We start from the raw sequence: 13,901 nt of genomic DNA, 5'->3' as shown, positions 1-13,901 counted from the left end.
GGTAAAGGCCGCCCTGGGCCGAGAGGAGCAAGCTATGCGTACCGAGGCCGCCGTGCTGTGGGAGACCGGGCAGGACTGGAAGGTCCAGGAGGTGGAGCTCGGAGCGCCCATGGCGGGCGAGGTGCTGGTGGAGCTCGCCGCCTCGGGTATCTGCCACACCGACGACCACATGGTCAACGGGGCGCTGCCCCAGCCGCTGCCGGCGATTGGCGGGCACGAGGGCGCGGGACGTGTCGTCGAGGTCGGGCCCGGGGTCGCCGATCTGCAACCTGGCGACCCCGTCGTCCTGATCTACATCCCGGCGTGCGGCCGCTGCCCGTCCTGCGCTGACGGCAACCAGAACCTCTGCGACCGCGGGGCCGGGAGGCGGGAGGGTCGTGCCCTCGCCGACGGCACCCTGCGCTTCAGCGCCGGCGGCACCGGCATCACCACGATGTGCCTGCTCGGGACGTTCGCGCGGCACACCGTGGTGCACGAGTCCCAGGTGCTCCGGATCCCCGGGGACGTGCCGCTGGTCCCCGCGGCCCTGGTCGGCTGCGGCGTCACCGCGGGCCTCGGAGCCTCGCTGAACACCGCCGGGATCCGGGCGGGCGACATCGCGGTGGTGATCGGCGTCGGGGGTCTCGGCGCCGCCGCCATCCAGGGCGCGGCGATCGCCGGGGCCCGCTATGTGGTCGCCGTCGAGCCGGTCGTCGACAAGCATGCGACGGCCCTCGCGCTGGGAGCCACCCATGCCGTGGCGACCCTGGACGAGGCGCGGGATCTCGTCCAGGAGATCAGCTGGAACCGGATGGCCAACGCGGCGATCCTCACGACGGATCTGGCCGAGGCCGAGTACATCGCCCCCGCGATGGAGCTGGTGGGCAAGAAGGGGCGGGTCGCCGTCGTCGCCGTCGCCCCGTCCGGCCAGCGCAGCGCCAACCTGAGCCTGCTCGACCTCACCCTGTACGAGAAGGAGCTCAAGGGCGCGCTCTACGGCTCGCGCAGTCCTCGCGCCGCGATCCCGGCCGCGCTGGACCTGTACCGGGCCGACAAGCTGAAGCTCGAGGAGATGATCACCACTCGTTACCGGCTGGCCGACATCAACCAGGGATTCGCCGACCTGCGGGCCGCCCGCAACGTCCGCGGCGTGGTCGTCTACGACGACTGAGCGGCCCGCGTGAGCGGCACCGTGGCCGGCGCGCCCTGCCCGGGAACGTCGCCCGCGTCCCGTCCGGAGACGGCGGGACGCGGGCGCGGTCACGGGCGGTAGCGGGCCAGCCGGCGGCGGGCGGTTTCCGCCATCGCCTCGTCGATCATGTCGCCGCCGTGCCGCACCGCCCCCCGGCCCTCGGCGGCGGCGGACTCCATCGCCGCGACGAGTGCCGCGTCGGCGTCGAGCTCGGCCTCGGTCGGGGTGAACACCTCGTTGATGACGGCGACGTGGGTGGGGTGGATCGCGAGCATGCCCTCATAGCCGAGTCCGCGGTTCTGGCGGGCGAACGCCCGGAGCCCATCCAGGTCGCGGATGTCCGTCCAGAGCCCGGCGACCGGGTTGGGCACCGCGGCGGCCCGGAGATCGACCAGGACCTGGGCGCGCAGCGCCAGGGTCTCGATGCCCTCCGGGGTCCACCGATAGCCGAGGGAACGTTCCACGTCGCCGCCCTTCACCCCGAGGCCGCCCATGTAGGCGGACCGCGGCGTTGCCCGGGCGAGATCATGGGCCTGGCGGATGCCGGCCGCCGTCTCCAGGACGGGGACGAGGTGGATCCCGCCCACCGGTAGCCCGAGGTCGGCCTCCAGCCAGCCGAGGAGCCGGTCGACGACGTGCACGTCGGCGACGGACTCGACCTTGGGGACCATCACGGCGGTGAGGGCGGGTCCCACGACCGCGCACAGGTCGTCGAGGGCCGCGCGGTCGTGCAGGCCGTTGACGCGGACCACGACGGGCACCGCGGGCGGGGTCTCGCCCAGGAACCCCGCCACCTCGGCGCGGGCGTCGCTCTTCGCGCCGGACGGGACGGCGTCCTCCAGATCGAGTATGACCCCGTCGGCCCCGGCGTCGACGCCCTTGGCGACCCAGCCGGTCCGGTTGCCCGGCACGAACAGCAGGGACCGGACCGGCGGCGTGCTCACCGGCGTGCTCACCGGCGCGCCTGGGCGGCGTACCAGGCCAGCAGCTCGGGCTCGACGACGGCGCCGGGATCCACAAGCCCCTCCCCGGCGCCCTGCAGGATCCGCTTCACCGGCACCTCCAGCTTCTTCCCGGTCCGGGTGCGGGGCACGCCCGGCGCGACCCGGATGTCGTCCGGGACGTGCCGCGGCGAGGCGCGCTCGCGGATGGTCACCCGGATCCGCTCGGTCAGGGCGTCGTCCAGCTCGGCCCCGGGCGCGAGCACGACGAACAGGGGCATCCAGTAGCCGCCCGCGGGCTGCTCCACGCCGAGGACGAGCGAGTCGACGACCTCGGGGAGCGAGGCGAGGGCCTGGTAGATCTCCGCGCTGCCCATCCGGATCCCGTTGCGGTTCAGCGTCGAGTCCGACCGGCCGTGGACGACCACGGACCCGCGCTCGGTGACCGTGATCCAGTCGCCGTGTCGCCACACGCCGGGGATCTGCTCGAAGTAGGCGGCCCGGTAGCGGGCTCCGTCGGCGTCGTTCCAGAAGAACAGTGGCATCGACGGCGTCGGGGCGGTCACCACCAGCTCGCCGACCTGCCCGACCACCGGGCGAAACTCCTCGTCGAAGGCCGCCAGCGCGATCCCCAGGCCACGCACCGAGATCTCGCCCGGCCACACGGGGACGGTCACGGCACCTCCGGCGAAGGCGCCGCAGACGTCCGTTCCCCCGGACATGGAGGCGACCATGACGTCCGCGCCGACCTGGTCGCGCACCCAGCGGTAGGCGTCCGGCGGGAGGACGGAGCCGGTCGAGCCGAGCACGCGCAGCGCTGACAGGTCGTGCTCGGCGGCCGGGCGCACGCTGGCCGTCTCGCAGGCGCGCAGGTAGGCCGGGCTGGTGCCGAGGACCGTCACCCCCTCCTCGGCGGCGACCCGCCACAGGTCGCCCGCCGCCGGATGCCCCGGGCTGCCGTCGTGGCAGACGATCGTCGCGCCGAGCAGCAGGCCCGAGACCTGCATGTTCCACATCGTCCAGCTCGGCGAGGTGAACCAGAGGAACGTCTCGTCGGGGCCGATGTCGAGGTGCAGGGCGTGGTTCTTCAGGTGCTCCAGGACGATGCCGCCGTGCCCGTGCACGATGCCCTTCGGCGCGCCGGTGGTGCCGGAGGAGAACAGCACCCACAGCGGATGGTCGAACGGGACCGGGTCGATCGTCAGCTCGTGCTCGCCCGCGGTCGCGGCCTCCCACGGGATGCTGTCGGGCAGCCCGACGCCGAGGCGGGCCACGCCGACGACGGCGGTCAGGGTGGGCAGGGCGGCCCGCAGCGCCGCCACCGCGTGGCGGCGGTCGTGGGTGCGCCCGCCGTGCCGGTAGCCGTCGGCGGCGACCAGGACCACCGGGTCCAGCTGGCCGAGGCGGTCGGCCGCGGCGCTCGCCGGGTACTCCTGCCCGCAGCTCGCCCACGTCGCGCCGATGCTCGCCGCGGCCAGGAAGGCGACGACCGCCTCCACGACGTCCGGGGTGTACCCGACCACCCGGTCGCCGGGGCCGACCCCGGCGGCGCGCAGCGTGCGGGCGAGCGCGGCGACCTGGCGGCGCAGCTCGGGCCAGGTCAGCTCGACCGTCGGCACGTCCTCGCCGACCCCGAGGACCGCGGGCCCGGTGCCCCGCCCGGGCGCGAGGACCTGCTCGGCGTAGTTCAGGGTGGCACCGGCGAACCAGCGTGCCCCGGGCATCGACGGGTCCGCGGGCATCGACGGGTCCGCGAGCACCCGGTCGGCGCGTTCGCGGAACCGGACACCGAAGAACTCCGCGATGTCCGCCCAGAAGTCCTCGAGGTTCCGCACGGACCACGACCACAGCGCGTCGTAGTCGGCGAAGGTCCGGTCGTGGCGCTCGCCGGCCCAGCGGGTGAACCGGGCGAGGTGCGACGACTCGAGCTGCGCGGGGCCGGGAGTCCAGATCGGCGCGGCCATCAGATCGCCCCGCTCGAGCGCAGCGTGGCCAGCTCGTCCGCGGCGAGGCCGAGCCAGTCGCGGTAGACCAGGTCGTTGTCGGCGCCGAGCGCGGCACCGGTCCGCCACACCGAGCCCGGGTCGGTGCGGAAGTGGGGGAGCGCCGCCTGCATGCGGACCTCGCCGAGGTCCGCGTCGGTCACGGTGACGATGTCCCCCCGCTCGGCGTAGGTCGGGTCGGCGACGATGTCGGCGACGTCGAGGACCCGGGAGGCGACGACCTCGGCCGCGACCAGCGCGGCGACCGCCTCGTCGGCCGGCCGTGCGGCGATCCACTTCGCCAGCGCGGTGTCGATCTCCGCGCGCGCGGCGACCTGCGTGGTCGGGTCGCTCAGCGCCGCGGCGTCCATGCCGAGCAGACGCACGACGTTGGTCACCGACCGGGGCGTACCCGACGTGACGGTGACCCAGGCGTTGTCGGAGGTCCGATAGCAGCCGATCACCGCGGCCGGGGCGACGGCGAGCGCGTTGCCCGAGCGGCCAGGAACGGTGCCGAGCTGGTCGTGCAGGATGACCTGCCACTCGACGAGCCGGAACAGCGGCTCGAACAGGGCGAGGTCGATCCACTCGCCGCGGTGCTCGGGGTGGTTCGCGCGCCGGACCAGCGCCGCGCAGACGGCGAATGCTCCCATCAGCCCCGTCACGGCGTCGCCGTGGGAGAAGCCCGTGTGCACCGGCGGGCCGTCCGGGAACCCGGTCAGGTGAACCAGGCCGCTGCGGGCCTCACCCATCTTCCCGAAACCGGGGCTGTCACGCAGGGACGTGTTCTCGCCGTAGCCCGAGATCTGCAGGAGCACGGCGCCCGGGTTGATCCGGTGCACCGACTCCCAGTCGAGCCCGAACCGCTCCACCGTCCGGGCCCGGAAGGTGACGACGACGACGTCGGCCCACTCCACGAGGCGCTGCACCAGCTCACCGGCGGACTCGGCGTGCATGTCGAGGGTGACGGAGCGCTTGTTGCGGCCGAGAACCTTCCACCAGAGGTGGTGGCCGTCCTTCGCCGGTCCCATCCGCCGGGCGCTGTCGCCGGCGCCCGGCGGCTCGACGTGGACGACATCCGCGCCCAGGTCGGCCATCAGCGTCCCGCACAGCGGACCGGCGATGACCTGCGCGAACTCCACGACCCTTACTCCGGCGAGCGGCCCGCCGGACGGTCCTGTCCCGTCGCCAGCACGCGGCGTGCTCATTGTCGATTCCCTTCGTCACCAGCCATCTCGCCGACCAGCCGTCTCGTGGCGGGACGCGCCGCGACGGCGGACGGGCCGAGGCGAGCCCGGATCCACGGGTGGACCGTATGCCGCGGCGAGTGGGCGCCGACACTGTCGCGAGCGACAGTAGCCGGGCCACCGTGATGGGATCACCGCGGTGATCCGGTCGCTGGCGAGGGCCAATCGCCGCGGTCACCGGGACCTCGGCGATCTGGGCGGCTCCCACCAGGGCGTGGAGGAAGGACTCCGCACGGGTGCCGGCGCCCAGGCCGGAGGCCCGCAGTAGGCGGGTGAGCTCCTCGCACTGCATGTCGCTCAGGCCGTCCGTCCGTCATGGCGATCGCGCTCTAGCTGCGACCCGACCCGCGGCGCGTCTACCCAGGCGAAGCAATATTCCGGTGATGTACTATCCGGGATATGAGACTTGGCCAGGGGGTTGAGTGGGCGTTGCACTGCTGCCATGCCCTCGCGGAGGCGCCGGACGCAAGCGCGCTACCCGTGCAGCAGCTCGCTGCGCTGCACGGTGGTAACCCGGCCTACCTGGCCAAACACCTCCAGGCGCTGTCGAAGGCCGGGGTGGTTGTGTCCGTCCTCGGCCCACGCGGGGGCTATCGACTCGGCCGTCCCGCGGACCAGATCCGGCTCCTCGACGTGGTCGACGCGATCGAGGGCTCCAGCCCGGTGTTCCTGTGCACCGAGATCCGTCAGCGAGGGCCGGCCGCGTTGCCGCCGGCGAACTACCGGGCGCCCTGCGCGATCGCGGCTGCGGTGTCGTCCGCGGAGGACGCGTGGCGGCACGCTTTGGCGTCGACCACCATCGCCGACATCGTCACCGCCTCGCGCCGGCAGGCACCCGAAGCCGTTACCGCCACCGCTCGCTGGCTACGCGAGACCGTCGACGCCCGAAGCCGGGGGCAGACAGACGAGCAGAACAGGAAAGCGGACGGGTGACGGGCCACGGCGCGGCCCGGCGAGACGTACCAGAGCCCAGGGCGGTCCGTTTCCCTGTGGAGGCTTCGTCCGCGTCGGCGCGCGAGGTCCGTCTCGACGGGGCCGCGCCAGACCACGGTGATGCGCCCTGTCCCCGGCCCGAGACGCGCGACCGGCCGCGGTGGAGCGCGCTGATCACCGGCTGGCTGGCGCTGTTCGTCATCGGTACCGATCTGTTCGTCGTCTCACCCCTGCTGCCGATCTGGCGTTCCCGGTTCGACGTGTCACTGCGTACGGCCGGACTGACGGTGACGGTCTTCGCCCTGGCCTACGTCGTCGCGGCACCCGCGTGGGGTCGGCGAGCGGTGAAGGTATCGCCGCCCGCGGTGCTGGTCCTGGCCCTGTCCGGCTTTGCGGTGTGCAATGTGTTGACCGCCGTCGCCCCCACCTTCTGGACGTTGCTGGCCGCTCGGGTCGGCACCGGCCTGTTCGTCTCCGGCGCCACGGCCACGGTGTTCACCCTGGTCGCAAGCAGCGCCCCCCAGGGGCGACGGGCGTCGTGGCTCGGGATCGCCACCTCGGGGCTGCTGTCCGCGCTGTGGGCCGGCGCCCCGCTCGGTGGCCTGGTCGCACGGCACACCAGCTGGCGGGCGGTGTTCGTCGTCCTGGTCGCCGCCCGCGGAATCTGGCCGGACACCCAGGCAGCCCGTGCCGTCGCTGCGCCCGTCAGGCGCGGTGCCGTGTGGCGGGCCCGTGCCGTCGCGCCGACCGCCTGCTGGGCGGCAGCCGTCTACGGCCTGTACACCTATCTGTCGGCCGGCCTCGGTGACCGGCCCGGATGGTCCACCGCCTGGGTGAACACGTCGTTGATCGTCTACGGGTTGTGCGCTGTCGCCGCCACGTTCCTCGGCGGGCGGATCGCTGACCGCCACGGTGCCGCCCGCACCACCTGGGCGGCACTCCTGCTGCTCGCCGTCGCCGACGTCGCGTTCACCGCGAGTCTCTCCGGCGCGGCGGTCACCACCTGCCTCGCGGTCGCGTTGCTCGCCTTCGCCGCCTACACCGCCTTTCCCGCCAAACAGGCCCAGCTCGTCTCCGACCATCCGTCCGACTCCGCCCAGCTGATGGCCTGGAACCAGAGCGCCATGTACCTGGGGATCACCCTCGGCTCTTTGGCCGGCGGACGCATCGCCGACGGCCACTTCCGCGCGCTGCCGCTGGCATGCGCGGCGGTCGCCGTCTTCGGCGTCGCTGCTCAGGTATTCACCGTCCGCCGCCGGACTCCAGCTGGTCATGCGGCGGATGGCGAGTTGATCAGCATCTGGTCCTGTGCGGTGAGGTGTTCCCGATCGTCGAGGTCGAGAAGGTGATGGATGTCGGTTCCGTACACATCGGTTGGCAAGGTCAATGCCTGGGGGTGGGACGTTTCCCGCTCGGGCCCGGCCACGCCTCCCACTCGCACAGCCGCGAGCCGGTCATCGCGGCGCTGCCCTGCGAATCAGTGCCGGCCCGAGCCGTGTGAGCGTTGATCCGACCGGCGGCCTCCTGCAGGGTCCAGCCATGCGCGTGACATAGCGCCGCGCGGGGCCGGAGTCCGTACGCGGTGAGCCCGGGCTCTGTCCTCTTCCCCGGCGGCGGCTGGGACGGCTACTCCTAGCAGCATCCCGAGGACTTCGCCGAGTTCGTGCGCCGCGACTTTCCTGCCGGCCGCCTCGGTACCGTCGACGAAGTCGCCGACGTCGTCACCTGCCTTCTGTCCGACCGCGCCAGCTGGATCAACGGAACCAACATCGCCGTCGACGGCGCCCAGAACCGCCCAAGCGCCCGCGGCTACTGACGATCACCTGCGCCCTGCATTGCCGGCGCGGAGTTGAGAGCCTCCTCCCGAGATCGCTGAGGGCCTGGTTCGCTGTCAGATGCCGGCCGATCTTCTGCCTCGGTCCCAGGTCAGGAACCGGTAGCGCAGGCCGGTCGACGAGGTCTGCCACGCTCCCGTGGAGTCCGGCGGGGGACTGATGCGTGGGGCGTGGGTATCGCCTTCGAAGAGCTCTCGGATCTCGGTGACCACGATCCGGTCCGCGAGCGGCAGCGCCGCCCTGAACACGGCCGCGCCGCCGATGACCCACACGTCTCCGGACGCCGCGGCGAGCGCCTGCGGCAGGTCGGGGAACGTTTCCGCTTCCTGTTGCGGAGTGCGCGACAGCACGAGGTTGCGCCTACCGGGCAGCGGCCGGAACCGTTGCGGTAGCGAATCCCAGGTACGACGGCCCATGAGCACGGTCGTGCCTGTGGTCAGGTCGCGAAAATGCGTCATGTCTTCTGGCAGGTGCCAGGGCAGCGAGCCGTCGCGGCCGATGACGCCGTTCGCTGACTGCGCCCAGACCAGCCCGATCACACCGCCACCGGCGCCGTGATGGCAGGGTGAGGGTTGTAGTCGTCGAGCGCGAGGTGCGCGTAGGTGTAGTCGAACAGACTGTCCGCCGGTTTCAGACTCAGCGTGGGAAACGGGCGCGGCTCGCGGGCAAGCTGGGCACGGACCTGCTCGGTGTGGTTGTCGTAGATGTGGCAGTCGCCACCGGTCCAGACGAAGTCCCCGACGCTGAGGCCCACCTGCTCGGCGATCAGGTGGGTCAGCAGCGCGTAGCTCGCGATGTTGAACGGCACGCCGAGGAACAGGTCCGCGCTGCGCTGGTAGAGCTGGCAGGACAGTTCGCCGCCCGCGACGTAGAACTGGAACAACGCGTGGCACGGCGGCAGCGCCATCCGCGGAAGCTCGGCGACGTTCCACGCGGAGACGACGATCCGCCGCGAGTCGGGGTTCTCCCGCAGCGTACGCAGCACCTCGCTGATCTGGTCGATGTAGCCGCCGTCCGGGGTCGGCCACGACCGCCACTGCACGCCGTAGACCGGGCCGAGATCGCCATCCGGCGCCGCCCACTCGTCCCAGATCGTGACACCGTTCTCCCGCAGCCACGAGACGTTTCCCTCGCCGCGTAGGAACCACAACAGCTCGTAGGCGATCGACCGGAAATGGACCTTCTTCGTCGTGATCAGCGGAAAGCCGTCGGAGAGCTGGTAACGCAGCTGATGACCGAAGATCGACCGCGTGCCCGTGCCCGTGCGGTCCGCCTTGTGGGCGCCCTCGGCGAGTACGCGGCGCAGAAGATCCTCATACTGCGTGTCCGGCATGCCGCGAGCGTAGCTGTACCGGCTGAACCGCGAGCGAGTACGGAAGTGACACCACGCGCACCGCCTGATGTCGCGGGCTTCGCTGGGCGCCGCCGACGTCGACGCGGCGGCCGACCCCAGACGGCCCGGCGGTCCAATCAGGCTGGGATCTTCATGAGAGTCAGCGGCTGGACAGCTCCTCGCGTATCTCCGCGAGCCCGATCGCCGTGGCGACTGCAGCCTCGGCGATCCGCGCGGAGCGGAGCACAGCATGGGGCAGGTGCTCCGGCGGAGTGTCTGCTCCGAGCCCGAGGCGTGTAGCAGGACCGCTACAGGTCGAACTCGCCGTCGCGGACGCCGTCGAGGAAGGCGACCCATCCGGCGGCGGTGAAAACGGAATCCTCGACGCGGCGTCGGCCACCTCTGCAGCATTGCCACCTCGAACTACCCTTGCCTCGCGGGGTTCCGACCGCCGCTTTGGCGGGGCCGAAGTCTGCTGGAAGGCGGCCTGGCGGCGAGCGATGCTGTAGACAAAGCTGGTTCGGGCCTGCCGGGCTCAGCGGCCGTAGGCGCGTAGGAAGACCCACACCCCTCCGGCGACCAGCCGGTCGATCTCGGTGTCATCGAGGGGCGCGGCGCCGTACCAGGATCGGTGGTTGACGCGCCCGGTCAGCAGCAGGCCGAGGAACTCGGCGGCTTCGAGTGGGTCGGGGGCGTCGAGCAGGCCCTGTTCGGTGAGTTCGGCGAGCCGGTCGGCCAGGGCGCGCTGGACCGGGCGGTCTTCGGGCGCGGCCCGGACCAGGTCCGGGAAGTGTGCCGCCTCGGCGATCATGAGACGCATGACGGCTGCGCGTTCCGCCGAGCGGGCCATCTCGGACGCGAAAGCGCGGCCGAAGGCTGTCAGCGCCGCTTCCAGGTCGGTGACCTCGCCGAGCGTGCGGTCCAGCAGCTCGTGGAAGGCCGCCTCCTGTGCCGCCATGGTCTCGCGGATCGCGGACAGGAACAGCCGTTCCTTGTCGCCGTAGTAGTCGTAGATCGTGCGTTTGGAGACTCCCGCCGCGACGGCGATGGCGTCGACGCTGGCGCGTGCGTAGCCCTCGTGGACGAAGACGTCCAGTGCGGCCCGCGCGATCGCGGCGCGCTTGGCGGGCGAGCCCTGGCGGACGGTGTCGGCCACCGCGCGTTCCTTCCCGACGATGTCACTACACCGTGCAGTGTAGCCTTCTCTATCTACACTGCACGGTGTAGTGTCGCTGTCCGTGGCAGACACGACGACCGGCGCCCCGATCACCGCCCGCCTGGACCCAGATGTCCGGAAGCTCGGCATCGTCATCGTGGTCGGCGCCGTCACCGCGATGCTGGACATGACGATGGTCGCGGTCGCGCTGGCCGACCTTGCTCGCACCTTCCACACGTCCATCACGACGGTGCAGTGGGTCAGTACCGCCTACCTGCTGGTCATCGCGGTGGTCATCCCCGTCACCGGCCGCCTCGCCGAGCGCTTCGGCACCCGCACCATGTGGCTGTTCGCGCTGTCGGCATTCCTGTTCGGCTCGACGCTGTGTGGACTGGCGTGGTCTGTGGATAGCCTCATCGCCTTCCGTGCCCTGCAGGGCCTCGGCGGCGGGATGATCGTGCCACTGAGCATCATGATCATGGCTCGGGTGTCTGAACCCAGCCAGCGAGGCCGTGTCATGGCTCTGGTTGCCATGCCGGGGCAGCTGGCCCCCATCATGGGACCGCTGATCGGCGGCCTGATCGTGGACAGCGGAAGCTGGCGCTGGATCTTCTACGTCAACGTCCCGATCTGCCTGCTCGCCGTCATACTGGCCCGGCGCGCCATCCCCGACGACGGACCACGCGAGAGCGGAGGGCGGTGGCTCGACGTGACGGGACTGACTCTGCTGGCCCCCGCGCTCGGGCTGACCGTCTACGGCCTGTCCGCCGGCACGCACCGCTTTCCCCTCCTGGCCGGCGGCATCGTCCTGCTCGCCGTCTTCACCGCTCACTCGCTACGCGCCCGCGATGTCGCGCCGCTGCTCAACCCTCGGCTGTTCGCCAACCGGCCGCTGAGCGCCGCGTCGACGCTGAACTTTCTGTCCCGGCTCTCGATCTTCGGCGTGGTGATCCTCATGCCCCTGTATTTCCAGGAGGTACGCGGTTACAGCACACTGACGGCTGGACTCCTGCTGGCACCGCAGAGCCTCGGCACGGCGCTCGCGCTGCCCTACGTCGGCAGGCTCACCGACCGAATCGGTGCCCGCCCCGTCGTCCTCGCCGGCATCGCCCTCAGCACGCTGAGCGCACTCACCTTCACCCAGCTGGACGCCCACACCAGCGTTGTGATCATCGGCGCGGCGCTGCTGGTCTGGGGCACCGCAGTAGCAGCCGTCGCGGTCCCGGTGTCGGCCGCGGCCTACGAGGGACTGACGCCGCTCGACATCCCCGGCGCGACGAGCGCCATCATTACCGTGCAGACGATCGGCGCGTCGGTCGGCGCGGCCGTCCTCGCCGCGATCCTGCAGAACCGGCTGGCCCACCACCACGACGCCCCAGCCATCGCGTTCGCCGACACCTTCTGGTGGGTGTTGGGCTTCACCACGCTGACCCTCATCCCCGCCCTGCTCCTGCCCCTGGCACCGGAAACTCGATCGGACTGAAGGACCGGAGATAAATGCCTGCCCTGGCGGCAGGCGCAGCCGAGGGCGGGGGACCTATCTCTGGCCGACCAGGCCCCAGATCCGTCGACGAGACGGAGCGCAACAGCGACCGGGTGGTCCGGTCACTCGCGGCGGTCGGACCAGCTCGAACCAGATGGGGCGCGGGGAGGCCGTCACGCAGATTGCGCATTGGCGTCATTACCGGCGGCTGGGCTACGGAGCGATCGCGGACAGGCTACATATCGATCTTGACCGCTATCGAGTAGCTCCCGGCGCGGCGCGGTCAACCCCCGGAGAAGTGGTTCTGGTCACCCAAGCCGGTCCACGAGCCGCTCATCCCCAAGTGGATGTTCGACGAGTTCAACGCCCGGCGGCCGACCAGACGAGGCTCCCGGGAGGGCAACGCACCTGATACCCACCCGGACACTCTGCGTACCTACGCCTTTGGCGTTGCGACTTGGGGTGCCGGGCAATGGCGTCGCTGGTCACCCCGCTCGATGGCGGCGACCCGGATCAGACTGATCCACGACTGCGCCTCGGGGCTGATTTCCCGAGTAGCGGCGGCGTCGGTTCGCCGGTAAGGCGGCTGAGCGTCTAGGACGTGATGAACTGTTGCAACCGTTCCCGGCTCGCGTGTTCGACGAGGTTCGGGACGTAGTGCGTGATCGTCGCGTGCGCCAACGGTGCGTAGCAGGTGCGCACGACCGCCTCGACGGTAGGGCCTGGCACCGTCCCGTCGTAGGCGGTTTGGAGGCGTTGAATCAGAATTGTGATCCGCTCGGGAAGTTCATCCGGCGCCGGGATCGAGTTCATGACGCTTTGCCTCGACCGAGCGAGATCCGGCGGTGTTGCGTTGACCTATCGGTGGCGTCGTACCTGAGCGAGCTGGTGGCCACGACGGCTCCTTCTCCCGGGAACAGTGGCCCCAGGAATTTGGGGCCGTCAGCGGCGACTGCCACCTACCAGCCCAACGTTGAGTCTACGTCGCGAACCGGCGCCGGCCCCAGATCGCTCGCCCTCGTTATCTCATCCGATTCCGGTGGCTGGGATCCGGCGCTACGGGTCTCGTGGCGGCTGGGTGGGTGTCGGCCCCCGGCCGGGGCCGTGTGCGTGCGCCGGGCGCCGTTCGTCAGCGAGCAGGGCCGCCGTGCTCGGCGGGTCTAGTTCGGCGAGGATTGTCTCGGCCGCAGTGGGCCGATCGACGCGGGTGTAGGCGGCCAACAGGTCGAGGTGCTGATGCGCCTGTTCAAGGGTGTTGCCTTGGCTGATCAGCACGCCGATGGCCTGGTCGATGCTCGAACAGGCTTTCAGCTCGCTGCGTGTCGCCGGATCGTGTGGCACCGTGAGGTCTTCGTCGAGTACGAAGGCGGCGGTGTCGAGGCCGCCGAGGCTCCCGGCGAGCCAGCTTAGATCGGTCGCGAGGTCGAGAAACGCTCCGGGCGTCGCGGCGAAGAGGATCAGGGAAGCGGTGGCCGCGGGATCTTCGGATCCGGTGACGTTCGGCGGAAGCGATATGCGTAGCGAGGCGCGGATGTCTTCGGCCTCGGCGTCCTCCTCAAGCGCGGTGAATTCCAGGCGCCGTCCGCCGACAGAGAACATGGCCGAGAGCCCAAGGTAGGAGTGGACCGCGATCTTGATGTCGGCGGCCAGTCGTCGCAGGGTTTGTGAGATATCTGTGCCGGGCTCGTCCAGTGATTCCGTGAGAGCGGCGAGATACGCGGCCAAAGCAGTGGAAATGTCCACAGCCGGTTTCTCCGAAGCGGCGTCCCCGAACGCCCGTTTTCGGCCACAGAGCCGAGTACCGCAGGTCGCGGTGCTGG

At 71.1% G+C, this 13,901-nt stretch carries 13 protein-coding genes; 5 read left to right on the top strand and 8 right to left on the bottom strand.

Features of this window, described 5'->3' with window-relative positions:
* Positions 1-34 precede the first annotated feature (34 nt).
* Entirely contained in the window at positions 35-1,150 is a 1,116-nt protein-coding gene (locus AC6EXY_RS28660) for an NDMA-dependent alcohol dehydrogenase (RefSeq protein WP_101830610.1), read from the top strand.
* An 89-nt stretch (positions 1,151-1,239) separates the two neighbouring features.
* Here the strand turns inward: AC6EXY_RS28660 and AC6EXY_RS28655 are convergent, their stop codons facing one another.
* Genes AC6EXY_RS28655 through AC6EXY_RS28645 form a run of 3 tightly spaced genes read right to left on the bottom strand, consistent with a single transcriptional unit; the run spans position 1,240 to position 5,302 of the window.
* Positions 1,240-2,127 (bottom strand): HpcH/HpaI aldolase/citrate lyase family protein, encoded by an 888-nt coding sequence (locus tag AC6EXY_RS28655; RefSeq protein WP_499818532.1) that lies wholly within the window; start codon positions 2,125-2,127, stop codon positions 1,240-1,242.
* Positions 2,124-4,076 carry an acetoacetate--CoA ligase gene (locus tag AC6EXY_RS28650; RefSeq protein ID WP_101830608.1) on the bottom strand — a complete coding sequence of 651 codons (1,953 nt, stop codon included), beginning with the start codon at positions 4,074-4,076 and terminating at the stop codon, positions 2,124-2,126. The genes AC6EXY_RS28655 and AC6EXY_RS28650 overlap by 4 nt, the downstream gene beginning before the upstream one ends.
* Positions 4,076-5,302, bottom strand: coding sequence for a CaiB/BaiF CoA transferase family protein (locus AC6EXY_RS28645; RefSeq protein ID WP_101830607.1), 1,227 nt, complete (start codon positions 5,300-5,302; stop codon positions 4,076-4,078). The genes AC6EXY_RS28650 and AC6EXY_RS28645 overlap by 1 nt, the downstream gene beginning before the upstream one ends.
* 438 nt (positions 5,303-5,740) lie before the next feature.
* Between AC6EXY_RS28645 and AC6EXY_RS28640 the strand changes: the two genes are divergently transcribed.
* The 3 genes from AC6EXY_RS28640 (at position 5,741) to AC6EXY_RS28630 (ending at position 8,090) form a co-directional block, all read left to right on the top strand.
* The gene (locus AC6EXY_RS28640) at positions 5,741-6,274 is read left to right on the top strand and encodes an RrF2 family transcriptional regulator (protein ID WP_101830606.1); all 534 of its coding nucleotides are present in this window, start codon (positions 5,741-5,743) and stop codon (positions 6,272-6,274) included.
* A 56-nt stretch (positions 6,275-6,330) separates the two neighbouring features.
* Positions 6,331-7,623, top strand: coding sequence for an MFS transporter (locus tag AC6EXY_RS28635; RefSeq protein WP_499818533.1), 1,293 nt, complete (start codon positions 6,331-6,333; stop codon positions 7,621-7,623).
* A gap of 314 nt (positions 7,624-7,937) precedes the next feature.
* Positions 7,938-8,090 (top strand): SDR family oxidoreductase, encoded by a 153-nt coding sequence (locus tag AC6EXY_RS28630; protein WP_243407253.1) that lies wholly within the window; start codon positions 7,938-7,940, stop codon positions 8,088-8,090.
* Positions 8,091-8,165: 75 nt separating this feature from the next.
* Here AC6EXY_RS28630 and AC6EXY_RS28625 read toward each other — a convergent pair whose 3' ends face one another.
* From AC6EXY_RS28625 to AC6EXY_RS28615, 3 genes are all read right to left on the bottom strand, one after another.
* Entirely contained in the window at positions 8,166-8,648 is a 483-nt protein-coding gene (locus tag AC6EXY_RS28625) for a dihydrofolate reductase (protein WP_101830604.1), read from the bottom strand.
* Positions 8,645-9,442 carry a thymidylate synthase gene (locus AC6EXY_RS28620; protein WP_499818535.1) on the bottom strand — a complete coding sequence of 266 codons (798 nt, stop codon included), beginning with the start codon at positions 9,440-9,442 and terminating at the stop codon, positions 8,645-8,647. The genes AC6EXY_RS28625 and AC6EXY_RS28620 overlap by 4 nt, the downstream gene beginning before the upstream one ends.
* A 535-nt stretch (positions 9,443-9,977) precedes the next feature.
* A complete protein-coding gene (locus tag AC6EXY_RS28615) occupies positions 9,978-10,598 on the bottom strand; it encodes a TetR/AcrR family transcriptional regulator (RefSeq protein ID WP_499818536.1) in 621 nt (206 codons plus the stop codon).
* 82 nt (positions 10,599-10,680) lie between these two features.
* On the opposite strand from AC6EXY_RS28615, the gene AC6EXY_RS28610 reads away from it, so the two are divergent.
* A complete protein-coding gene (locus AC6EXY_RS28610; protein ID WP_499818537.1) occupies positions 10,681-12,081 on the top strand; it encodes an MDR family MFS transporter in 1,401 nt (466 codons plus the stop codon).
* Between the two features lie 594 nt (positions 12,082-12,675).
* On the opposite strand, the gene AC6EXY_RS28605 is transcribed toward AC6EXY_RS28610, so the two are convergent.
* Positions 12,676-12,894, bottom strand: coding sequence for a three-helix bundle dimerization domain-containing protein (locus AC6EXY_RS28605; RefSeq protein ID WP_101830601.1), 219 nt, complete (start codon positions 12,892-12,894; stop codon positions 12,676-12,678).
* 243 nt (positions 12,895-13,137) lie between these two features.
* On the bottom strand, positions 13,138-13,901 hold a 764-nt coding region (locus tag AC6EXY_RS28600), incomplete at its 5' end, for a hypothetical protein (protein WP_499818538.1).

The organism is Frankia sp. RB5 (assembly GCF_059816245.1).
Note: the sequence above shows the minus strand (reverse complement) of the source record. Positions and strands in the feature narration are given on the sequence as shown.

Excerpts from the sequence above, each read along its gene's own strand:
- AC6EXY_RS28605 (WP_101830601.1), bottom strand. The coding sequence starts at position 12,894 with ATGAACTCGATCCCGGCGCCGGATGAACTTCCCGAGCGGATCACAATT.
- AC6EXY_RS28660 (WP_101830610.1), top strand. The coding sequence starts at position 35 with ATGCGTACCGAGGCCGCCGTGCTGTGGGAGACCGGGCAGGACTGGAAG.
- AC6EXY_RS28620 (WP_499818535.1), bottom strand. The coding sequence starts at position 9,442 with ATGCCGGACACGCAGTATGAGGATCTTCTGCGCCGCGTACTCGCCGAG.
- AC6EXY_RS28645 (WP_101830607.1), bottom strand. The coding sequence starts at position 5,302 with ATGAGCACGCCGCGTGCTGGCGACGGGACAGGACCGTCCGGCGGGCCG.
- AC6EXY_RS28640 (WP_101830606.1), top strand. The coding sequence starts at position 5,741 with ATGAGACTTGGCCAGGGGGTTGAGTGGGCGTTGCACTGCTGCCATGCC.
- AC6EXY_RS28650 (WP_101830608.1), bottom strand. The coding sequence starts at position 4,076 with ATGGCCGCGCCGATCTGGACTCCCGGCCCCGCGCAGCTCGAGTCGTCG.